This window comes from Rahnella sp. CJA17(1/100), from assembly GCF_963881615.1.
Classification (GTDB): domain Bacteria; phylum Pseudomonadota; class Gammaproteobacteria; order Enterobacterales; family Enterobacteriaceae; genus Rahnella; species Rahnella aceris.
The window spans coordinates 214017-236268 of record NZ_CAWOJA010000044.1 but is presented as its reverse complement, the minus strand read 5'-3'; the positions used below and the strand labels follow the sequence as shown (position 1 = coordinate 236268).

General features: G+C 50.9%; 19 protein-coding genes. 10 read left to right on the top strand and 9 right to left on the bottom strand.

Translation table 11 applies throughout. The features are described from left to right. Positions 1–185 precede the first annotated feature (185 nt). The 3 genes from bssS (at position 186) to AACU55_RS17985 (ending at position 2568) form a co-directional block, all read left to right on the top strand. On the top strand, positions 186–440 hold the full coding sequence (bssS, locus tag AACU55_RS17995) for a biofilm formation regulator BssS (RefSeq protein WP_013576258.1): 255 nt from the start codon (positions 186–188) through the stop codon (positions 438–440). A gap of 144 nt (positions 441–584) precedes the next feature. Then, positions 585–1700 carry an N-methyl-L-tryptophan oxidase gene (gene solA / locus AACU55_RS17990; RefSeq protein WP_119261814.1) on the top strand — a complete coding sequence of 372 codons (1116 nt, stop codon included), beginning with the start codon at positions 585–587 and terminating at the stop codon, positions 1698–1700. Positions 1701–1899: 199 nt separating this feature from the next. Next, positions 1900–2568 (top strand): LuxR C-terminal-related transcriptional regulator, encoded by a 669-nt coding sequence (locus AACU55_RS17985; protein WP_013576260.1) that lies wholly within the window; start codon positions 1900–1902, stop codon positions 2566–2568. 278 nt (positions 2569–2846) lie between these two features. Here the strand turns inward: AACU55_RS17985 and AACU55_RS17980 are convergent, their stop codons facing one another. Genes AACU55_RS17980 through AACU55_RS17970 form a run of 3 tightly spaced genes read right to left on the bottom strand, consistent with a single transcriptional unit; the run spans position 2847 to position 8167 of the window. After that, on the bottom strand, positions 2847–3890 hold the full coding sequence (locus AACU55_RS17980) for an AI-2E family transporter (RefSeq protein ID WP_037037317.1): 1044 nt from the start codon (positions 3888–3890) through the stop codon (positions 2847–2849). A 29-nt stretch (positions 3891–3919) separates the two neighbouring features. Beyond that, complete coding sequence (locus tag AACU55_RS17975; protein WP_134705870.1) at positions 3920–7015, bottom strand: efflux RND transporter permease subunit; 3096 nt, start codon at positions 7013–7015, stop codon at positions 3920–3922. Between the two features lie 9 nt (positions 7016–7024). Continuing rightward, positions 7025–8167: an efflux RND transporter periplasmic adaptor subunit gene (locus AACU55_RS17970; RefSeq protein ID WP_134705869.1), complete on the bottom strand. Its 1143-nt coding sequence runs from the start codon at positions 8165–8167 to the stop codon at positions 7025–7027. A 555-nt stretch (positions 8168–8722) separates the two neighbouring features. On the opposite strand from AACU55_RS17970, the gene AACU55_RS17965 reads away from it, so the two are divergent. Together AACU55_RS17965 and AACU55_RS17960 are read left to right on the top strand one after the other, a co-directional pair. Continuing rightward, on the top strand, positions 8723–9268 hold the full coding sequence (locus tag AACU55_RS17965) for a cytochrome b (RefSeq protein WP_013576265.1): 546 nt from the start codon (positions 8723–8725) through the stop codon (positions 9266–9268). Positions 9269–9332: 64 nt separating this feature from the next. Then, a complete protein-coding gene (locus tag AACU55_RS17960; protein ID WP_015690191.1) occupies positions 9333–9908 on the top strand; it encodes a YceI family protein in 576 nt (191 codons plus the stop codon). A gap of 67 nt (positions 9909–9975) precedes the next feature. Here AACU55_RS17960 and trhO read toward each other — a convergent pair whose 3' ends face one another. Continuing rightward, positions 9976–11031 carry an oxygen-dependent tRNA uridine(34) hydroxylase TrhO gene (trhO, locus tag AACU55_RS17955; protein ID WP_013576267.1) on the bottom strand — a complete coding sequence of 352 codons (1056 nt, stop codon included), beginning with the start codon at positions 11029–11031 and terminating at the stop codon, positions 9976–9978. A gap of 228 nt (positions 11032–11259) precedes the next feature. Between trhO and AACU55_RS17950 the strand changes: the two genes are divergently transcribed. The 4 genes from AACU55_RS17950 to mdtG all read left to right on the top strand — a co-directional run bounded on the left by AACU55_RS17950 (position 11260) and on the right by mdtG (position 15819). Further along, positions 11260–12357, top strand: a complete 1098-nt coding sequence (locus AACU55_RS17950; protein ID WP_013576268.1) for an NADH:flavin oxidoreductase/NADH oxidase — start codon at positions 11260–11262, stop codon at positions 12355–12357. A gap of 376 nt (positions 12358–12733) precedes the next feature. Continuing rightward, the gene (locus AACU55_RS17945; RefSeq protein WP_013576269.1) at positions 12734–13669 is read left to right on the top strand and encodes a Kdo(2)-lipid IV(A) acyltransferase; all 936 of its coding nucleotides are present in this window, start codon (positions 12734–12736) and stop codon (positions 13667–13669) included. A gap of 211 nt (positions 13670–13880) precedes the next feature. Next, positions 13881–14315 (top strand): DoxX family protein, encoded by a 435-nt coding sequence (locus tag AACU55_RS17940; protein ID WP_013576270.1) that lies wholly within the window; start codon positions 13881–13883, stop codon positions 14313–14315. A 265-nt stretch (positions 14316–14580) separates the two neighbouring features. Then, complete coding sequence (gene mdtG, locus AACU55_RS17935; protein WP_013576271.1) at positions 14581–15819, top strand: multidrug efflux MFS transporter MdtG; 1239 nt, start codon at positions 14581–14583, stop codon at positions 15817–15819. Positions 15820–15846: 27 nt separating this feature from the next. Here mdtG and AACU55_RS17930 read toward each other — a convergent pair whose 3' ends face one another. Further along, entirely contained in the window at positions 15847–16203 is a 357-nt protein-coding gene (locus AACU55_RS17930; protein WP_134705868.1) for a hypothetical protein, read from the bottom strand. A gap of 130 nt (positions 16204–16333) precedes the next feature. After that, a complete protein-coding gene (locus AACU55_RS17925; RefSeq protein ID WP_013576273.1) occupies positions 16334–16732 on the bottom strand; it encodes a VOC family protein in 399 nt (132 codons plus the stop codon). A 214-nt stretch (positions 16733–16946) separates the two neighbouring features. Between AACU55_RS17925 and AACU55_RS17920 the strand changes: the two genes are divergently transcribed. After that, complete coding sequence (locus AACU55_RS17920) at positions 16947–17354, top strand: MysB family protein (protein WP_134705867.1); 408 nt, start codon at positions 16947–16949, stop codon at positions 17352–17354. Positions 17355–17360: 6 nt separating this feature from the next. Here the strand turns inward: AACU55_RS17920 and AACU55_RS17915 are convergent, their stop codons facing one another. The 3 genes from AACU55_RS17915 to AACU55_RS17905 form a co-directional block, all read right to left on the bottom strand. Continuing rightward, positions 17361–17606: a YceK/YidQ family lipoprotein gene (locus AACU55_RS17915; protein ID WP_037037281.1), complete on the bottom strand. Its 246-nt coding sequence runs from the start codon at positions 17604–17606 to the stop codon at positions 17361–17363. Positions 17607–17814: 208 nt separating this feature from the next. Continuing rightward, positions 17815–20397, bottom strand: coding sequence for a glucans biosynthesis glucosyltransferase MdoH (gene mdoH / locus AACU55_RS17910; protein ID WP_037037278.1), 2583 nt, complete (start codon positions 20395–20397; stop codon positions 17815–17817). Next, positions 20390–21925 carry a glucan biosynthesis protein G gene (locus AACU55_RS17905; protein ID WP_013576277.1) on the bottom strand — a complete coding sequence of 512 codons (1536 nt, stop codon included), beginning with the start codon at positions 21923–21925 and terminating at the stop codon, positions 20390–20392. Before AACU55_RS17905 ends, mdoH begins: the two co-directional genes overlap by 8 nt. Between the last annotated feature and the right edge of the window lie 327 nt (positions 21926–22252).

The window sequence follows — 22252 nt, the reverse complement described above, 5'->3', positions numbered from 1 at the left end:
AATTTAAGTTAATCTCAGATTATTCCGCTGAATAAATAATCAACACAAATTATTTACAATTTAATACGCTTAAATCACTCCATAAATCGGTTTATCTGTTTATACTGAAATTGCTCACATGATAATGAGCCGCCTTGATCCTCAGATAGTCACTCACGTCAGTCACTACAATATAAGGGGTCTATATGGACAGAAATGATGAAGTTATTCAGACACACCCGCTTGTTGGTTGGGATATCAGTACCGTCGACTCTTATGATGCCATGATGATACGCCTTCATTACCTGTCTTCAAAAGACCAGACACCCGAGGATGCTCAGGTAGACAGAACCTTGTGGTTAACTACCGACGTTGCACGGCAACTCATTAACATTCTTGAAGCCGGCATCGAAAAGATAGAATCTAACGAGTACGAATACAGTGATCACCGAAAACACTAATCTTTACCTGCCAGTCTGAGGCACCAGCGATTTATCCTGGTGCCTTTTTCTTTGCCTCCGCGCTGCTTGCCATCTTCGCCTTAAACTCTCTATCATGCCAGTAGCCAGTTTGTTAAAAATTCTCACCACAGGAACGTTTGAATTATGGATTACGATCTCATTATCGTAGGCAGCGGTTCGGTCGGTTCAGCCGCAGGCTACTACGCCACCCGTTCCGGCTTGAAAGTGCTGATGATAGATAGCGCAATGCCACCCCATCAGGCGGGCAGTCACCATGGCGAAACACGCCTTATCCGCCACGCTTACGGCGAAGGTTCCCGTTATGTGCCAATGCTGCTGAGAGCTCAAACGCTTTGGGATGAGCTGGCAGAACTGAGCAGCGATAAGATTTTCCATCGTAGCGGCGTCCTGAATATTGGTCCTGAAAACTCTGAATTTATCGGTAACGTTAAGAACAGCGCAGAAACCTACAACCTCGTCATACAATCCCTCAGTGCGGCTGAAATTCGTGAAAAGTGGCCTCTGTTCACGCTGCAGGACGGCTATTGCGGTGTATACGAACCCAACTCGGGTTTTCTGCAAAGTGAAATGGCGGTTGCGGCATACATTCGTCTCGCACGGGAAGCAGGCTGTGCGCAATTATTCAACTGTCCCGTTGAAAGTATTAACTGGCTGGATGATGGCATTGAAGTCTCAACGATTGACGGAGTCTACCGCGGGGCCAAACTGGTAGTAACGGCGGGAACCTGGGTCACGAAAATCCTCCCGGAATTACCCGTGAAACCTCTGCGTAAGGTGTTTGCCTGGTTCCATGCAGATGGCCGCTACAGTGAAGAAAACCATTTTCCAGCCTTTACGCTCGAAACTCTGCAGGGCGATCAGTACTACGGATTCCCCTCAGTGAAGGATGAACTTAAGTTAGGTAAGCATAACGGTGGCCAATGGATAACGGAACCCGAGCAGCGTAAACCTTATGGCAGCGTCAGTCAGGATGGCACAGAGTCCTTCAATTTCTTCCGCCATTTCCTGCCGGGTGTAGGTGTCAGTTTGCGTGGTGCGTCATGCACTTATGACATGACGACTGATGAAGATTTCATTATTGATACCCTGCCGGACAGAGAAAATACCTTAGTGATTTCGGGATTAAGTGGTCACGGTTTTAAATTCGCCAGCGTATTAGGGGAAATAGTTACTCACTTCGGTAACAATCATCCTATTCCTTTTGATCTCACCCCCTTTTCTCTTACGCGGTTCAATTAACGTAAAATAATTTCAACCCTCGTGAATATTTATCGAGGGTTATCATTTTATTAACGATACGATTTTTCAATTCCAGTTTGAACAAGATCAATAGACTGGAATTTACGAATTGACAGCATTATAGAAAAGAATCTATGCTGGATACAGAAATCACAGGAGTGGTTTCGGCGCGTAATGTTACGCATGACAAGGACGTGGTATGAAAATTTGTATAATTGAACCCTGTGGTTTTACGCGTTTAGGAATTTTCTCTTATCTTATTGAAAATAACAGCCTCGATATTATCGACACTGTGAATATTTCTCACTCCCTCAATCTAATTCCTGAATTTCAACCTGATATTATTCTTGTGAATATGACAAACCATTGCCATAACGCAGAAGTATCTGAGGAATTAAAAGCGTTTTTTGAATTTCGTCAAAGCGCCCGAATATACTGCTACGTTGACGCCAGTTACCCGGATTCTGAAACACCGATTGCCGTTACCCGCGAAGTCTCTATTCTCAACAAGCAGGCACTCACCTCCCTCTTGCAGCAGATTGCAGCAGATCCCGAAGCATTTATGCCGATAAATAACTTCGGTTTGCCAAAAATGTTACTTAGCGATCAGGAAATTCTGGTAATGAGCTACTGGATGTCTGAGATGCCGAACTACCGCATTGCCAGAAAATTAAACATCAGCAGCCGTACGGTATATGTCCATAAACGACATCTGGCGCAGAAAATCAAAGTCCGTAACCGGCTGGAATTTTGTTTCATTTACAACCTGATTAAGTATTTATTCTGGCCCATTGATGATATTTCTGCGACGCCAATCAGCCGACAAATTAAAGACGACTTGCAGATGATTTACAAAACTTATAGCTAAACCTGCAAAAATCCTAAATGCCCTGATAATTCAGGGCATTTTATATCATGGTATTCTTCACCCATCTTTTTAAATATCTTGTTTTTATCCCTTCTCTCTCGCCAGGTTGCACTATGACGACAGAAGCCGACGATGGCCTTAATGTTAGCAGCCTCACCAATGACAAGCATAATTTCTCGTCACGCGACTCCCACAAAAATCACAAACATCCTGCTTTCAGTGATTCGCTTAATGCATAAAAAAATTGAAATGTTTGCTCATCATTTTGAAGAGAAAAGCTAACTTTTATGTTCTGGCGGACCATCGCCCAGAAGCACGGCAATTTTGTGGCCTGCCGCCGTAGGTTCAAGGGCTATTTTGAGCACAATCGTCAGCGGCACCGAAAGCAACATGCCGACCGGCCCCATCAGCCATCCCCAGAATATCAGCGACATAAAGACCACAAGCGTCGATAACCCCAATCCGCGCCCCAGAATTTTCGGATCAATAATGCTGCCGAAAATCAGATTGATGAGGATATAGCCCCCTGCCAGGATCAGCCCTTCACTGAAACCGTTAAACAAAAATGCCTGAATGATCGGCGGAATAGCCGCGATAAAAGAACCAATATTGGGAATGTAATTCAGGGCGAAAGCCAGCATCCCCCACAGGAACGCAAAACGGATGCCGGTAACTGCCAGCAAGGCCCAAACTGCCAGCCCCGTCACCACACTTATCAGCGTTTTGATCACCAGATAGCGTGTCACGCTGTCCAGGGCACGCTGAATATTAGCCATTCCTTTGCCCGGGTCCTCTGACATCTGCTCCACTTTGTAGGGCAGTTGCGGGACTTCAAGCAGCATGAATGCCACGGTCATCAGCAGTAAGAACAGACCGGCCATGGCGTTGGACAAATAGCTGATTAACTTACTGACCATATTCAGCGTCGCCGCCGGATCGATGTAACTGGCCAGTTGCTCGGGAGATAACGTCAGTTCGCTTTGCGGAAACCAGGCCTCAATATCACTGAGTTTGTCGACAATAAGTCCGCGATATTGTGGCAATGTGCGGGCAAATTCATTGAGCGTCACCAGCAGTTTGGTGGTCAGAAAAACCATCATGCAAATCACCAGCGTTGCCACCAGCAAAACAGCGAGTGCCCGGGGCACCCGCCATTTTTCCAGTAAGACAATCAGCGGATTCAATACGAAAGCCAGAAACAGCGCCAGAATAAAGGGCACGATGATATCTGCAGCAGATTTAATCCCCGCGAAGATCACTACCAGCATCGCCATCATTACAACAATTTTCAGACCCTGAGTTGTCACGATCGTTTTACGCAAGCCTTTCTCTCCTGAAGCTGGCCGGATCCTTAGCGAGATTTCACCCACTCACGCAGACGCTGGATATGCAGATACAGCGCCGGAATAAACAGGATCCCCACCGTCGTGGATAGCAACATACCACTGAACACCGTAACGCCGATGATATGCCGACTCATGGCACCTGCACCGGATGCCATGACCAGCGGTAACACCCCGAGAATGAACGAGATTGCCGTCATCATTACCGCACGGAAACGCTGTTTCGCGCCGTCCTGCGCCGCTTCGCTGACAGATGCCCCCTCTTCTCTTCTGGCTTTTGAGAATTCAACAATCAGAATGGCATTTTTCGCCGCGAGGCCGATTAACAAGACCATACCAATCTGAGCATATACGTCGTTGCTCAGCCCCGCCATGTGCAGGCCGCCGATTGCACCAAACACCGCGAAAATCACAGAAATCATCACAACAAGAGGAATGCTCCAGCTTTCGTATTGCGCCACCAGAAACAGATACGCAAACAGCAGTGCCGCGGCATAGATAAGGATGGCCTGGCCACCAGCCTGAATTTCCTGCAATGACATGCCGGTCCATTCATAGCCGTAACCCGCAGGCAGCTTCTCGCTCAGGATATGTTCCATCTGCGCCATCGCCTCACCGGAACTGATGCCGGGTGCCGCCGAGCCGCTGATAGCCAGTGAAGGGAACTGATTATATTGCGTGATAAACGGTGCACCCAGCGACGGTGTCATTTCAACCATCTTCGCAAGACTGACCAGTGAGCCGTTGTCGCTGCGTACCGTGAGTGTGGATATCTGGTCTGCGCGCTGGCGATCTTCCATTTCGTTTTGCATCTGCACATTAAACAGGCGGTTATTGATGATGAAATCGCTGACGTTCACGCCACCAAGTGATGTCTGCAACGTACCGAAAATACGGCTGACCGGTACCTGTAACAGCGCCGCACGGTCACGATCCACACTCAGGGCGATTTCCGGCACGGAGGCACTGAAGGTAGTAAACACACGGCTCAGATTAGGATCCTGGTTAGCGGTCTGGATCAGCGCCTGTCCGGTGACAGCCAGTTCCTGTGGCGATTGCCCCTGTAACGCCTGCAAACGTAAATCCAGCCCTGAGGCCGTACCTAATCCGGAAATCGCAGGCGGATTTATTGCCATAATCATTGCAGAGGGAATGCCCGCCATCGCCGGTTGCAGGCGACCAATCACCTGATCCACACTGTCGCGATCGCCCCACGGCTTGAGCAACACGATACCAAAGGCGGCGTTTGGCGAACTCCCGCCACTCAGCAGGCTGAAGCCACTGATGGCGATCACATCCTCGACCGCCGGGTCTTTTTGCATAATCTGCTGCATCTGCCCGAGCACGGCATCGGTGCGGTTTAATGACGCCCCGTCGGGTAACTGCACATTCACGAAGAAGTAGCCCTGATCTTCATCCGGCAGGAAGGATTTTGGCAAACTGCTGTAGCCCCATACACAGGCTCCGCCGATCACCAGAACCGTTACAACGCTGGTGAACGCACTTTTACTGATGCCCCGTGCGGCTTTCACATAGACATCGCGAACAGCGTCCAGCCCCTGATTAAACCAGTGGAAAACACGGGCCGGCTTCGCAGGTCGCGGCTTGAGAAGGGTTGCGCACAGCGCAGGGGTCAGGGTCAGCGCGTTGATACTTGAAAGAACAACGGCCGCCGACAGAGTGACAGCAAACTGACGATACAGCGCACCGGTAATACCCGGCAGAACCGCAATGGGCACAAATACCGCCAGCAGAACCACAGTAGTGGCGATGACCGGCCCGGCAATTTGCTTCAGAGCCTTGCGGGTTGCGGCCACACGCCCGAGCGACGGATCCTCCATCATCAGGCGCTCAACGTTTTCCACCACCACGATGGCGTCATCGACCACTACTGTCAGCGCCAAAATAATGGCAAACAAGCTGAGGGTATTGGCGGAATAGCCAAAGGCATAAAGCACGGCAAACGTCCCCAGTAAAGACACCGGAATGGTCAGTGCGACGATGAATGTCGCCCGCATACTTTGCAGGAACAGATAAACAATCGACAGGACGACGACGAAGGTCAGTACCAGTGAAACGGCAATCTCATCAAGTGTAGCACTGACAAAACGAGTCGAGTCGAATTTGATTTCATAGGTGAGATCATCCGGGAAATTGCGTGCCTGACGCGACATTTCCTCCCGCACAGCATTCGCCACATTCAGCGCATTTGCCCCCGGTGCGGGATAGACTGACAGGAAGGCAGACGGCGTCTGATTCAGTGTCGCATTCACCTGATAATCCTGCGCACCCAGTTCAATACGCGCGACATCGCGCAAACGCACCGTACCGCCATGAGCATTTTTACGCACAATAATATTGCCGAACTCTTCCGGCGAACTCAGACGCCCCGCGCCGCTGATGGTCAGGGTTTGCTGCTGCATTGACGGACTCGGTGACGCGCCAATCTGCCCGGCCGCCGCCTGCACATTCTGATTCTGAATAGCGGCACTGATTTCCATACTGCTGACATCCAGCGCTTCCATTTTGCGCGGGTCCAGCCAGATACGCATGCTGTAGTCACGGGAACCGAAAACCCGGACATCACCCACACCATCCACACGCGCCAGCGCATCACGCAACTGAATGCTGGCAAAGTTACTGATAAACAGCATGTCATGGGTATTTTCCGGTGAAAGGAGGCTGATGCCCATCAGAATATTAGACGCCTGTTTGCGCACCGACACGCCCGTGCTCAGCACTTCCGGCGGAAGACGTGAGCTGACCTGTGAAATACGGTTTTGTACTTCAACAGCCGCCGTATCCGGATCCGTACCGCTGGCGAACGTAATAGTCAGCGTGTAGCTGCCGTTATTGCCGCTGTTCGACGACATATACAGCATGTTACTGACACCGTTAACCTGCGCCTCAATCGGCGCGGCAACGGATTCCGCTACGTCCCGTGCACTCGCACCGGGATAAATAGCACTGACTGACACCACGGGTGGCGTGATATCCGGATATTGCTCAACCGGAATGACCTTCAGAGCGACGGCACCGATCAGCGCCGTCACCAGCGCGATGACAACCGCAAAGCGGGGTCTTTTAATAAATTGCTGGAGCATCGTTATTCCTTAACGTTTCTTCGCGGCCATATCCGGGGCATCCGTAGCAGCCCGTGCATTCACTTCCATACCTGGCCGGATCCATTGCAGGCCTTCTGTCACAACTTTTTCTCCGCCCTGCAAACCCTCAATGACGAAATAGCCGTATCCCGTTTGTGCACCAAGACGCACCGGGCGTGCTTCCACGCGCTGTCCGTCATTCACCAGCAAGACAAAGTGCCCTGCCGCATTTTGCTGCAAAGCCTGCGCAGGCAGTACCGGCAGAGAATGTCCGGAACGCGGCTCTGCGGCCACATTCACGGTGCCCCCCGGCAGCAAACGATGGTCTGGATTTGCCACGGTCAGCCTGACCGGCAAGGTCCCTGTTTGCGCATCAATACGATTGCCGAGGGATTCCAGCACGGGCGCTTTCATATAAGGTGAACCGTCCGATAAGCGCAGAGAAAGCGTCATGTTATCGGCAGAGAAAGCGTCTTCCAGCGTGCTACTGCTGTGGCTGGCACTGAGAACATCACGTTCATTCACTGAAATCACCACACGTACCGGATCGAGTTGCACGATTTCCGTGAGTGCACCGCTGGCCGGATTCACCAGACTGCCGGTATGAAAATGGCTCACGCCGATGCGCCCTGCAATGGGCGCCGTAATGCGGGTATAGCTTAGTTGCAGTTCCTGCATTTTTAACGCCGCCTGCGCCTGCGCGACAGCCGCACGGGCGGTATCACGGGCAGCCAGCGCGGTATCGACATCAGACTGGCTGACGGTACGCGCATCACCGAGACGCTGTATGCGGTTCAGATGGGTTTGTGCATGGCGTGCGGTAGCATTGGCGCTGTCGAGCTGGGCTTTGGCCTGAGCGACAGCCGCCTGATGCAAGGCGGGATCGATTTCATACAAGACGTCGCCGGCATTCACAAACTGCCCCTCCTCAAAGGCCCGGCGGGCGATAAATCCTTCAGTCCGGCTGGTTACATTGACGGCCTGAACAGCTTCAAGACGCCCGAGATAGGTCCGGCTGACGCCATCAGGTTGAGTGGCGATGGTCGCAGTGGTCACCGTCGGCAAAGGCTGTGCCGCCACACGGGTCAGGGGGAATAATAATGTTGTCAGCAGCACTGGCACTGCCATAAAACGGCTCATTGCAGGAAACATATGTCACTCTCCATGTGATGTCGGATGGTGCTCTTTTAATTCAGCTAAAGCGCCCACACCGGCAAACATCAAATATTAATCTATAAAAAAATTCCTAATCAGGATTATTGAGAATTATAAATATTGTCTGATATCACAAACTGATCTCGATCACCTCGAGAACCAACCTTTAACATATTTACGTTTTATTTAAGAAACATTTAGATTGATAGCCTGAATAACAAAACTTCATGTTCACATCAAAATGACCGGCTAATGAAAAGCATCAACAAGGATTAATCACTCCTGAAATCATTATTTTTACTCAAATTTTTAGTATCATGATTAACTTTACCTTCGATGACAAAACCTTACAGACCCCTGTCATCACTGAAATCGATATAATCAAAACCGCCGTAAGATAACAAAAGCAAAAGCACTGAAGGAAACCTTCCTGATACCATCAAAAATAATGAACAAGTTAAATTAATCGGTTAATTTGAAAATAATAGTTTGCCAATATGTTTCCAAATGTTTATTTTCCACAAACACCCTCTTCACTGAGAACATCATCTTATGCTGTGGAAAAATACACCTGCACGCTTTGGCCATATTTCAGTGTTAATTCACTGGCTCATCGCTGTGGCCGTTTATGGTTTATTTGCACTGGGATTATGGATGGTCGGATTGGGCTATTACGACACCTGGTATCACCGTGCACCGGAAATACATAAAAGTATCGGCATCCTGATTTTTGCTGCGATGGTATTCCGTCTTGCCTGGCGGTTTATTTCTCCGCCACCTAAGCCGCTGGCAAGCTACAGCGTGAAAACGCGTATTGGCGCCTGGCTGGCTCATGTTCTGCTGTTCATCGGCCTGTTCGGCATTCTGATCAGCGGTTATCTGATTTCGACGGCTGAAGGTCAGCCTGTCAGTGTCTTCGGCTGGTTTGAGATCCCTGCCACACTGTCTGGACTGGAACAACAGGCCGATATCGCGGGCACGCTGCATCTGTGGATGGCGTGGGGCATTGTGATCATCTCAGGTTTTCACGCCCTTGCCGCGCTTAAACATCATTTCATCGATCGTGACAGCACCCTGACCCGCATGCTGGGGCGCTGATCCGGCTCACGGTCAGCTCTTTACTTATGTTGTTCATATTATGGATAAACGGAGAATAACCATGTTGAAAAAGACCACTCTGGGTTTAACCCTGGCGTCGCTGTTACTGGCGGCGGGTTCGGCAACGGCAGCCAGCTACAAGATCGACAAAGAAGGTCAGCACGCTTTTATTGAATTCCGTATCAAGCATTTAGGGTACAGCTGGCTGTACGGCAGCTTTAATGATTTCGATGGCGGATTCACCTTTGATGAGAAAGATCCCGCTGCGGATAAAGTGAATGTCACGATTAACACCACCAGCGTATTCACCAATCACGCCGAACGTGACAAACATTTGCGCAGCGCTGAATTCCTGAATGTTGGCAAACATCCGCAGGCCACATTCAAATCAACATCAGTGAAGAAAGAAGGTGAAAATCTGGCAGTGACTGGCGATTTCACGCTGAACGGCGTCACCAAACCTTTAACGTTACAGGCTAAGTTGCTCGGTCAGGGCAAGGATCCATGGGGCGGTTATCGTGCAGGTTTTGAAGCGGCAGGGTCCATCGCGCTGAAGGATTATGGAATTACTACCGATCTCGGTCCGGCATCGCAGAATGTCGAGCTGATTATTTCGGTCGAGGGTGTGCAGGAGAAGTAATCCCCTTCCCTCAACGTATAAAGCCCTGAATCGCTGCCGCCATTCAGGGCTTTTTTATACACGCCGGTCAGTCGTTTTCAGGGGCCGGAATATGCATGGTGGTTTGCAATAAGCCTTTGGACTTGTTGAATATTTTTATGCCATTCTCACGACCCGCGCGCAATGCACGTTGTTCTTCTACTGGCAGCTTCAACTCTGTCATACAGATTTCGCTGCAACAGCCGTCAAATTTCGCTGCACACGTCGGGCACTGAATAAACAGCAGATGGCAGCCGTCGTTTTTGCAGTTGGTATGGTTATCGCAGGCCACACCGCACTGGTGACAGTGTGCAATCACGTCATCGGAAATACGCTCGCCCATACGCTCATCAAAGACAAAGTTTTTGCCTTTAAATTTTACCGGTAACCCCTGCTCTTTGGCACGGCGTGCATATTCGATAATACCGCCTTCCACGTGATAGACGTTTTTAAAACCGTTATGCAACATGTACGCGCTGGCTTTCTCACAGCGAATGCCGCCAGTGCAATACATCACGATTTTCTTGTCTTTGTCTTCTTTAAGCATATCAACGGCCATAGGCAGTTGATCGCGGAAAGTGTCAGACGGGACTTCAATCGCATTATCAAAATGCCCCACTTCGTATTCGTAGTGGTTGCGCATATCGACAAACAATGTGTCCGGATCGTCAATCATGGCGTTGACCTGTTCGGCTTTCAGGTACTCACCCACATTTGACGGGTCGAAAGAATCATCATCAATCCCGTCCGCGACAATGCGGTCACGCACTTTGAGACGCAACACCCAGAAGGATTTACCATCATCTTCCAGCGCGACATTCAGGCGGATCTGATCCAGCGCCGGATGGCTGGAAAACAGCACGGTTTTGAACGCTTCAAACTGGCTTTGCGGCACGCTGATTTGTGCGTTAATCCCTTCTTTTGCTACGTAAATACGGCCAAATACGTTAAGGCGTGTCAGGCTGACGTACAGGGCGTCACGAAAGGCTTTTGGATCTTCGAGCTGGAAATACTTATAAAAAGAAACCGTAGTGCGGGGCTCAGTTTCAGCCAACATGCGCGCACGCAGTTCCTCATTAGAAATACGGTTATGTAACACTGGCATGGTGTACGTTCCTGTCTTTCAGGGGAATTTAACTATTGATACCGAATAGCTACTTTTGAAGCGGCAAGATTATACATTAAAGCAACAATGAGGACATCTCCCGTTGCAAATTCGTCAGGAGAAAAACACCTGCTGTACATTGCCCATTTTTGAAATGCGATAACCTATTCTTAGTTGTTATCTATTCTTGTAGTCCATCACCACGCTGAATTTTAAGGGGCATGAAACATGAGTAAGCTTTTTGAACCGATTTCCTTAGGGAAGCTGACACTCGCTAACCGCATCGTGATCGCGCCAATGTGCCAGTATTCATCCGACGAAGGGAAAGCCACGTCCTGGCATCACGCGCATCTCGGGCAGTTATCCTTTTCAGGTGCGGGTTTGCTGATCCTGGAAGCGACCGCTGTCGAGGCCGTGGGGCGTATCTCGGCTCAGGATCTGGGCTTGTGGGACGATGCAACCGAAGCGGCCATGAAGGATTTAGTGACCGGCTTACGTGAAAACAGCGATATGCCACTTGGCCTGCAACTCGGACATGCGGGACGTAAAGCGTCGTGTGCTGCGCCGTGGCAAGGCGGAGCACAAATCGCCCAGTCAGCGGGTGGCTGGCAGACGATTGCGCCTTCCGCCGTCGCCTTCACCGAAGGCACTGAGGCCCCGCAGGCAATGTCGCTGGAGCGAATCGCTGAGCTGAAAAAAGCCTATGTCGATACAGTTCGTCGCGCCGACCGTCTGGGCTTTGATCTGCTGGAACTGCACGGCGCTCACGGTTATCTGCTGCACCAGTTCCTGTCGCCACTTTCAAACCAGCGCACCGACCAGTACGGCGGCTCACTGGAAAACCGTATGCGCCTGCTGCTGGAGATCTTCGGGGAAATCCGTGCGGCATTCCCGGCAGAAAAACCGATTGGTGTGCGTATTTCCGCCACCGACTGGGTGGAGGGAGGCTGGGATCTGGAGCAATCCATTGAACTCGCCAAAGCGCTTGATGAACTGGGTTGCAGCTACATTCACGTCTCCAGCGGCGGTCTGAGTCCGCATCAGAAAATCACCGTCGGCCCGAACTATCAGGTGCCATTTGCTGATGGCATTAAGCGTTATGTGAAAATGCCGGTGATCGCTGTGGGTCTGATCACTGAACCGGAACAGGCGGAAGCCATTATCGGCACCGGACAGGCAGACATGATTGCTCTGGCACGCGGTATTTTGTATAACCCGCGCTGGCCCTGGCATGCAGCGGCAAAACTGGGGGAAAAAGTGGCCGCGCCGAAACAGTACTGGCGCAGCGAACCGCATAGCGTCAAAGGCCTTTTCCTGCCGGAATAATAACCAGATTTAAGATTAACGCGAAAGTCGCCAGAAAGGGGATTTTGCAAACGTGATCACGGGCGGCCCGACAGCCGCCCGTTTCATTGACAAAAAGACATTCTCTATTGATATTTGAATTGATGGTGAATGAATATGCTGGGACATTAATGAGAATTCGTTTTGTTTTTCATTCACTCAACCTATAAATAAATGAGGTATTAGTGCCGTGAATTTTCACCTCACATCAAAAAAATGCCACAATATGTCACTTTGCTGCAGAAGATAACGGACAACACATATTCCGGATGAATATGTGTGCGTGTTTCTGTGGCAGGCTGCTGCATTAGACAGAGCTTATAAACTTTCTACTTCGACTCACTGACGCAGAGATTCTATGACTCAGGTACCAACCTTTAATCGTTCGTTACTGCACCCTCGTTACTGGATCACCTGGATGGGTCTGGGACTGCTTTATGCACTGGTGTTACTGCCTTATCCGGTTATTTATCGCATCGGTACCGGGCTAGGTCGCTTCTCAATGCGCTTCCTGAAACGTCGCTATAAAATCGCCAGACGCAATATCGAATTGTGTTTCCCGGATATGCGTCCGGAACAGCGCGAAGATATGATTGTGAAAAATTTCGAATCCGTCGGCATGGGGTTGTTTGAAACCGGCATGGCGTGGTTCTGGCCAGACTGGCGCATCGAGCGCTGGTTCAAAGTCAGCGGTCTGGAACATATCCAGCATGCGCGTGATAACAAACAAGGCGTTCTGCTGATCGGTGTACATTTCCTGACGCTGGAACTGGGTGCACGTATCTTTGGTATCCATAATCCTGGCGTGGGGGTTTACCGTCCTCACGATAACAAGCTGATGGATTGGATCCAGACCAAAGGCCGTATGCGCTCGAATAAAGGGATGCTGGATCGCAAAGATCTCAAAGGGATGATCCGCAGCCTCAAGCAAGGCGACATCATCTGGTACGCGCCTGATCATGACTACGGCCCGCGCGCCAGCGTATTTGTACCGTTCTTCGCGGTCGATAAAGCCGCCACCACCACCGGGACATATCTGCTGGCACGCATGGGCAAACCGGCAATTATTCCCTTCACTCCGCGCCGTCTGCCCAAAGGGGAAGGTTATGAGATGATTATTCACCCTCAGGTCGCTGACTTCCCGCTGGATGATGAAGTGGTTGCCGCCACGTATATGAACAAAGTGGTGGAAAACGAGATCTGTCAGGCGCCGGAGCAATATATGTGGCTGCACCGTCGTTTTAAAACACGCCCGCAAGGTGAGCCTTCGCTCTATAAAGCCCTTAGCGATTAATCACCCGGAACCGGTCCGGCAGCCGCAGGTCCGGTTTTTTTGATTTGCTTCATCAGTTTTTTTCACAGACTTCTTCAAACTTATCAGATTTGATCCCACCCGTTTTAGGCCAATACTCTCTCCATAATTTCTGCATGTGATTACTCCGCTGATTTTGGAGCCGCGTGCCTCCCGCCTCTTAAAGGCATGTTACCTTTGCAAGGAACACATTATGTTGGCAAAACTGAACTCCGCTTTTACCCGTGCTGTTGATCATCAGAACTTTGGTAAGCTTTTGTTGCGTCTGACTTTTGGTATTTTAGTTTTATTCCACGGTGTAGCAAAAATGGAAAATGGCGTGGGCTGGATTGCACAGATGTTACAGGCTGATGGCCTGCCGGGCTTTATTGCTTACGGTGCGTACATCGGTGAAGTGATTGCGCCGGTTCTGATTATTCTGGGCATCTTGACCCGCCCTGCCGCTCTGGTGCTGGCATTCAACATTTTAGTGGCAGTTTTCCTGGTCGTGGGTGGCAAATTTTTCACCGTTACTGAAGTCGGTGCATGGGGGCTGGAAGGTGAAGCTCTGTACTTCTTTGGTGGTCTGGTCATCATGTTCCTGGGCAGCGGCCGTTACTCTGTCATGAAGAACGAAGCCCTGCGCTAAGATCCGGTTTTAGTATTGCGTCTTTAATTCTTTGTCTGTCGCGGTCAGCCTCCTTGCTGACCGTTTTTTTGGCTTTCATCTGCTCTCCTTCACTCCTCCAGACTTTTTGAACCTGTATTTCACTTCGCTTGTTACAGTTCGTTAACATCATTGAAGTGAATGATAATTAGGCGCATAATTATTAAGCCAATTGATTGTTACTTATGCTCTGCCTTGTTTCTTTTTGTCATTCCAGAGCGAATCTGACCTCTTTCTTCGGTATTTTATGACTTCGGCCTCTGAACCTGAAATCGCCCCAGATCCCATTAACTGGAAACGTAATCTGTTTGTCGCCTGGATCGGTTGCTTCCTGACCGGTGCCGCATTCAGTCTGATCATGCCCTTCCTGCCCCTTTACGTGGAAACCCTCGGCGTAACCGGTCATGAATCCCTGAATATGTGGTCGGGGCTGGTTTTCAGTATCACCTTCTTGTTTTCCGCCATCGCCTCCCCCTTCTGGGGCGGACTCGCGGACCGTAAAGGCCGCAAAATCATGCTGCTGCGATCCGCACTCGGCATGTCCATCGTCATGGTATTAATGGGATTCGCGCAGAATATCTGGCAGTTCCTGATTCTTCGCGCGTTACTTGGCTTGCTGGGCGGATTTGTTCCCAATGCTAACGCGCTGATCGCCACACAAATCCCACGCAATAAAAGCGGCTGGGCGCTGGGTACGTTATCAACTGGCGGTGTCAGCGGTGCGCTGCTCGGGCCACTGGTCGGAGGGTTGCTGGCGGACAGCTATGGTTTGCGTCCGGTGTTCTTTATCACCGCGTCGGTGCTGTTTTTGTGTTTCATCATGACGCTTTATTTTATCCGTGAGCAGTTTGTCCCGGTGAGCAAAAAAGACATGCTGAACCGTAAGCAGGTCTTTGCCTCGCTGAAAAATCCTAAACTGGTGCTGTGTTTGTTTGTCACCACCATGATTATTCAGGTGGCGACGGGTTCAATTGCGCCGATCCTGACGCTTTACGTACGGGAGCTGGCCGGTAATACACAAAACCTGGCGTTTATCAGCGGCATGATTGCTTCGGTACCTGGCGTGGCCGCGCTGATGAGTGCACCGCGTTTAGGCAAACTCGGCGACCGGATTGGCCCCGAGCGGATCCTGGTGGCGATGATGGCGTTATCTGTGTTGTTGCTGATCCCGATGGCCCTGGTACAAACTCCCCTGCAACTGGGTATTTTGCGTTTTCTGCTGGGTGCCTGCGATGGCGCATTGCTGCCGGCCGTTCAGACCCTGCTCATCTATAACTGCACTAATCAGGTAGCAGGACGGGTATTCAGCTACAACCAGTCGTTCCGTGATGTGGGCAATGTCACCGGTCCGTTACTGGGTGCGGCGGTCTCAGCCAGTTACGGCTTCCGGACGGTATTTTTTGTTACGGCGATGGTGGTGTTATTCAACGCGGGATATTCGTACTGGTGTCTGCAACGCCGGCCTCATCAGGCCATGATTGACTAAATTCCAGCCGACGAAGCAGCAACAGGCTTATTGAGATTTTTCTGCCAGCGGCGGCACTGGCATGTAATCCGGCACCTCGACGACGGCCAGACGCACTTCGTAATGCTTGCCTGCCGTTGTAGCCGGAAGTATCGACGTCAGTTTCTGAATAGTTTCAGTCGGGTTATCACTGGCTACGCTGGCACAGAACAGTTGCCCCGGATGGCAAAAGCCGACCATCATTGGCGGCGGTGGCAGCATGCCCTCACCGTGGAAGGGTGGCAACCCGTGCGGCTGTTCTATCGGTGATTGGGGATGTGTATTTTCAGCCGCGGTACTGGCCACGCTGAATAATACGCCAAGGCCACACAGCGGCATGAGCAAAACGCGGGAAAGAGTCTTCATAACATTCACCTTATCTTGAGAAGTCTGAATCACTTTATGCCTCAAACGCTGCCCGTGTAGCCGGTTTGCTAAACTTTTACCCTCTCCCCTCACAGCCTTTGCAAAGCTGAAATTCCGCTGACATTCGTGCCTATGCCGTCCAGTCCCGCAAAGCCAGCACCACCCTATAACCGTCAATATCCTCGAAGGTTTTACCGCATTCATCCCAGTAGGGATTAAACGAAGGCACGACGATAAAACCGGCCTGCAGCATCCGTTCGCACTGCGTCAGCCACTGCTGATTATCAGGAATATAGAACACCAGGAGATTATCTTCGGTGGGCGCTCGCCCCACGGAGGAACCGTGATGATGGGTAAACTCGAGATGATAATGATGATGCGGATGCCCGACCAGCACGCCATCAAACCCCTGGTGGTCACTAAAACTGCCGATGATGTCGAAACCCAGCCCCTGCGAATACATGCGGGCTACCTGCTCAAGATTGTCCGTCGGGCGCGCCACCCGTAATACTGATTGTCGTGAAACCATGTGCACTCCCGTTTTTTAAACCGCCGCAAAGTCGCCAGCGAGAAATTGAGAATAGCAGAAATAAATCCGACTGATTTAGTCTGAAAACTTGCATCCTGTCAGTTATAGACAACAATCATTTAATCAGGTTTTTCCCTGTCAGATGGCCGTTACTTGTTCATTAATAACGCTATTTGCTGCACAACCATTAACAGTTTCAACTCAGGAGACAACAATGAGCATGTATGCAACGCTGGAAGAAGCTATTGATGCCGCCCGCGAAGAATTCCTTGAAGCCGCGCAGGATAGGATCCATGACGACGAGGAGCCAGTTCCGGACCAGTTTAATCTGCAGAAATACATCATGCAGGATGGCGATGTGATGTGGCAGGCGGAATTCCTCAGCGGTGAAGGGGATTCCATCGAAGCGCTGACGTTCCGCAGCGGTGCGTCGGCGCAGGCTATCTTTGATGAGGACTATGATCAGATAGAACTCGAAGAAGAATGGCAGGAAGAAGCCACGTTGTATGAATGGGATGAAGGTGAATACCAGCATGAACCGCCGCTGGATACTGAAGAAGGTAAAGCGGCAGCTGAAGAATGGGACGATGAAGACGAGTATCCGGGTCGTGATATTGATTAAGTTATTTTATTCGTAAGGCCCGTGGCGGGCGTCAACCGGCAGCATGAAAGTGTCGACAATCATCGACAGCGGAACATCGATGACGGTGACATAACGCCACGGACTGTCCCGCAAATCCCACTGCACACCGGGATAATACTGGTTGCCATGCCCCTGTCCCGGCACAGTCCGGCTGATAATACTGCCGCATCCGGTCAGTACCGTCGCCAGTAACGCCAGCACGCATCCGCGAAAAATAACCCGATTAATCACTCACCCAACCTGTCGATTCAATTCAAAAGAGGCACATTCAGAAGCGCTGAACAGCGCTGTCAGCTTATCATGCACAGCGCCTGCCTTATGTTAAGGCGAGGTAAAATTCCTGCATGACCTGCTAAAGAGTAACCCGTCTTTCATCACAAAGAAAACGGGCAGTATGTTTTCACATACTGCCCGTTTTTTTATTCACTCAATGTCATTTTCAGGCGGGTTTAACTTCCAGCGTCTGAGTGACAGGGAATGCCTGCGCATTGCGAGGTAATTGCTGGTAGTAAGCACTCCAGGTCTGCTGATCAGGTTGCGTCCACACCGCAGAGTGTAAACGCGCCATCAGCACCGGATCGCTCAGCAGAATCAGACGATCCGCCTTGCCCAGATCCTTAGGACCGGTTTTCAGCGCATGCTCCAGATGGGCACGACGGCCGTTTTCTACCGTTTCACGCAACAGGTGACGGGATGTTGCCATCGCCGTTGCCAGTGCGTTGAAGCCCGGATCGAAGACCGCATGCATAAAGCCATTTTGCAGCTTACGCGAACGGTTCAGCGCCAGGTATTCCTCGGTAGCCACCAGTTCACGCGGAGGATCGTATTCTTCCGGGATCAGGAACAGCTTGGCCTTCTTACTCTTAATCCCCAGCGTTGCACGGCTCGACAGCACAGAGACGATTGGCGACAGGATCAGGGAGAATACGATTGGCGCAAGCCACCACAGGAAACGCAAGTCCAGCCACGCCATACCGGCAGCCCAGACCGCACCCAGCAACAACTGAGAACCATGGCGTTTAAAGGCTTCGCCCCACGGAGTATCGTCGTCATCACGCTGCGGTGAGTTCCAGACCACTTCCCAACCCAGGAACGCGCTGACCACGAAGACGGTGTGGAACAACATACGTACCGGCGCCAGTAATACTGAGAACAGCATTTCGAGGAACATGGAAATCAGCAGACGGAATGCACCACCAAACTGTTTCGCCCCCTTCGCCCAAATCAGCACGATACTCAGCAGTTTTGGCAGGAACAGCAACACCATGGTGGTCGAGAACAAGGCTATCGCCAGTTCAGGACGCCACTGCGGCCACACAGGGAATAACTGACGGGGTTGCAGGAAATACTGCGGTTCCATCAGCGTGTGCACGACCTGCAATGCGGTAGACAAAGCCAGGAACGTAAACCATAACGGCGCGGACAGATAAGACATCACGCCGGTCAGAAATACCGCACGGTGAACCGGATGCATCCCTTTCACCAGGAACAGGCGGAAGTTCATCAGGTTACCGTGGCACCAGCGACGGTCGCGTTTCAGCTCGTCAAGCAGGTTCGGTGGCAACTCTTCATAACTGCCCGGCAGATCATAAGCAATCCACACGCCCCAGCCCGCACGACGCATCAATGCCGCTTCCACAAAGTCATGAGACATGATGGAACCGGCGAAGGAGCCTTCACCGGGCAATGGCGCAAGCGCACAATGCTCGATGAACGGTTTCACACGGATAATGGCGTTATGGCCCCAGTAGTGGGATTCGCCCAACTGCCAGAAATGCAGACCGGCGGTAAACAACGGACCGTAAACACGGGTCGCAAACTGCTGGCAACGTGCATACAGCGTATCCATGCCTGACGCTTTTGGCGCAGACTGGATAATACCGGCGTTCGGGTTGGCATCCATCAGACGGGCCAGGCCGGTCAGACATTCGCCACTCATGACGCTGTCAGCATCGAGAATAACCATATAGGCATATTCCCCGCCCCAGCGACGGCACCAGTCATCAATGTTACCGCTTTTACGTTTCACACGACGACGACGACGGCGATAGAAAATACGTCCGTGACCTTCAACGTCGCGGCACACTTCCATCCAGGCTTTTTGTTCCGCTACGCAGATATCCGGATCGTAACTGTCGCTCAGCACGTAGATATCAAACTGATCCAAATCACCTGTCGCTTTAACCGATTCATACGTTGCACGCAGACCCGCGAAAACGCGCTCCACGTCTTCGTTACAAATCGGCATGATCAACGCGGTACGGTTGTTCGGATTCAGCGGCTCATTACCTTTCGTCGAGGCGGTAATGCTGTATTTGTCCCGACCGATGAGCAATTGTAAAAAGCCCATCAATGCCGTCCAGAAACCGGCCGACACCCAACAGAACAGAATGGCGAACAGCACCAGGATCCCGGTCTGTAAAACGTAAGGCAGCAGTTGCAGAACCGACTGTTGCCAGTCCTGATTGAGCATATCGCTTGGATCGATGAGCGCCCAGCCCTGATACGGCAGAATGGTTTTCATGTACCAGGTCGCGATCGCCGTCTGCACCAGCATCAGAACCAGCAGGATGTAGCGACGCACGGAACCGGCGTGACGCCAGCGCTTTTCTGACTCGGGCATATCTGATGTAGAGTGACGCGAAACCGCGCTGCGCCCCATCATATTGTCCCAGAAACGCCCGACCGGGTTGGTGCGCCAGACATCAGGGAACATGCTGGAACGTTTAACCGGTGGCATGGCGCTGGCAATCGTACGCCCTTCGTTATCGACTTCGTCTAACGAGCCCTTTTCAAGGGCATCAGGCCAGCTTGCGCCGACGCGGGCTTTCACTGACACCAATGGCGCATCAGGATCGGCCGCATCAGTTGTGGTCGAGGCATCACCGCCTAAACGGTGATGTACGGTAGCAAAAGCCTGCCCCGGCTCAGCGGGAAGCTGCTGAGAGAGCGCCGCTTTCTGTTCATCAGTAAGCGGCAAAGCTTCTACATAATCTTGAGTAGAGTGCATTGACTTATTCATTTGCAGGCAGCTGATAGCTCCAGGTTTCACTCAGAGTTTTGTCGCCATTGGCCAGAGAAGCGCGCATTTCGATCGCCTTCTTAGGATCCTTCACTTTCAGGCGCAGCGTCAGACGCCAGCCCTTCGTTACAGGATTATAGCGTACGGAGTTTTCAACCAGATCACCGTTGTCGCCCACGCTGACCTGAGACACGACTGGCGTGTCGCTCTTCAGCGCTTTCAGGTTTGGACCGACGAAGTCGACGAGGAAAGCAACGCTGCCATCTGGCTCACGGATCAGATTCGACTGTTTCACATCTCCGGTAGAACGCATGGTGCGTTCAACCCACGCCAGATCAGGAGAATGCAATTTCTCTTCTTCACGGGTGAAATGTAAACGATAGTTCAGGCTGAGCGGTTTGCCTGCATCGGGTAACTGATCAGGGGTCCAGAAGGCGACGATATTATCGTTGGTTTCATCCGCCGTCGGGATTTCCACCAGTTCAACTTTCCCTTTACCCCAGTCACCTTTGGTCTCAACCCAACCGCTTGGACGCAGGTCATAACGGTCGTCCAGGTCTTCGAAGTTAGAGAAACTGCGGCCACGTTGCAGCAGCCCGAAGCCTTTCGGGTTCTCCATCGAGAACTGGCTGACGGCAAGGTGTTTCGGATTGTTCAGCGGACGCCAGATCCATTCACCGTTACCGGCGTGAATAGACAGGCCGTTGGAATCATGCAGCGCCGGACGGTAGTTCAGCACCGGCGAAGGCTGGTTTGCGCCAAACAGGAACATGCTGGTTAACGGAGCCACACCCAGTTTGCCGACTTTATCGCGCAGATAAACCTGAGACTGCACATCGACAGTGGCTTCTTTACCCGGATAAACGTCCAGACGATAAGCACCGGTCGCACGCGGAGAATCCAGCAAGGCGTAAATGACTAAATGCTTTTCATCCGGATTAGGACGTTCGATCCAGAACTCACGAAAACGTGGGAACTCTTCGCCGGAAGCCAGCGCGGTGTCGATCGCCAGACCACGGGCAGACAAGCCATAAACCTGGCCTTTACCGATGACACGGAAGTAGCTGGCACCCAGCACACTCATAATCTCATCATCTTTGTCTGCTTTATTGATGGGATAAAGCACTTTGAAGCCGGCAAAACCGAGGTTTTTCACTGAGTCAGCGTCATGCTTGACGTTGCCAAAGTTGAAGTAGTCCGGGCTGTATTTAATTTCTTTGACTGAATCAGCCGTTACTTCGTTGATTTTCACCGGAGTGTCGAAGTACATACCCTGATGGTAAAACTCAAGCTTGAAAGGCGTATTCAGGTTTTTCCAGTACGCTTTGTCATGATTGAATTGAATTTGTTGGTAGTCTGCGAATTTGAGATCGCGGAACTGAGACGGAAGATTGCTTTTCGGCGCTTCGTAACCTTTATCGGCTAACGCCTTCGCTTGTTTGGCAACATCATCTATAGAAAAAGCCCAGGCAGATGAGGTGAACATGGTCATCAACACTGCGGCACTTAGCAAACGGACTTTGATCATACGTGACCCTATGGAAAAATTTTTATCCGACACCTTGTCTCCTTTACGCGCGCTTCATTCATTTACTGTAACTATTTTAAGGGAAGTGTCAGGTTTCCGACAACTTGAGCAGTCGATGGTTCATCCATTGATGAACCGTTTAAGCGCAACAGGGTACAAGGATATCAATTCGATGAAACTCCGGCTATGGAAACTTGTCCTATAACAAAGCATGTTTTAAGGTTAGAAACTAAACTAATGTCAACGATGGTCATTTTTGCTTACGTGCAAAATTAGCCTTAAAGACAAATTACGCTCTAAAATTAGGATGAGCTACTTACAACGGAT

Coding starts and splice junctions, on each gene's coding strand:
- bssS (WP_013576258.1), top strand. CDS start 186: ATGGACAGAAATGATGAAGTTATTCAGACACACCCGCTTGTTGGTTGG.
- solA (WP_119261814.1), top strand. CDS start 585: ATGGATTACGATCTCATTATCGTAGGCAGCGGTTCGGTCGGTTCAGCC.
- AACU55_RS17985 (WP_013576260.1), top strand. CDS start 1,900: ATGAAAATTTGTATAATTGAACCCTGTGGTTTTACGCGTTTAGGAATT.
- AACU55_RS17975 (WP_134705870.1), bottom strand. CDS start 7,015: ATGCTCCAGCAATTTATTAAAAGACCCCGCTTTGCGGTTGTCATCGCG.
- AACU55_RS17970 (WP_134705869.1), bottom strand. CDS start 8,167: ATGTTTCCTGCAATGAGCCGTTTTATGGCAGTGCCAGTGCTGCTGACA.
- AACU55_RS17965 (WP_013576265.1), top strand. CDS start 8,723: ATGCTGTGGAAAAATACACCTGCACGCTTTGGCCATATTTCAGTGTTA.
- trhO (WP_013576267.1), bottom strand. CDS start 11,031: ATGCCAGTGTTACATAACCGTATTTCTAATGAGGAACTGCGTGCGCGC.
- AACU55_RS17950 (WP_013576268.1), top strand. CDS start 11,260: ATGAGTAAGCTTTTTGAACCGATTTCCTTAGGGAAGCTGACACTCGCT.
- AACU55_RS17945 (WP_013576269.1), top strand. CDS start 12,734: ATGACTCAGGTACCAACCTTTAATCGTTCGTTACTGCACCCTCGTTAC.
- AACU55_RS17940 (WP_013576270.1), top strand. CDS start 13,881: ATGTTGGCAAAACTGAACTCCGCTTTTACCCGTGCTGTTGATCATCAG.
- mdtG (WP_013576271.1), top strand. CDS start 14,581: ATGACTTCGGCCTCTGAACCTGAAATCGCCCCAGATCCCATTAACTGG.
- AACU55_RS17930 (WP_134705868.1), bottom strand. CDS start 16,203: ATGAAGACTCTTTCCCGCGTTTTGCTCATGCCGCTGTGTGGCCTTGGC.
- AACU55_RS17925 (WP_013576273.1), bottom strand. CDS start 16,732: ATGGTTTCACGACAATCAGTATTACGGGTGGCGCGCCCGACGGACAAT.
- AACU55_RS17920 (WP_134705867.1), top strand. CDS start 16,947: ATGAGCATGTATGCAACGCTGGAAGAAGCTATTGATGCCGCCCGCGAA.
- mdoH (WP_037037278.1), bottom strand. CDS start 20,397: ATGAATAAGTCAATGCACTCTACTCAAGATTATGTAGAAGCTTTGCCG.
- AACU55_RS17905 (WP_013576277.1), bottom strand. CDS start 21,925: ATGATCAAAGTCCGTTTGCTAAGTGCCGCAGTGTTGATGACCATGTTC.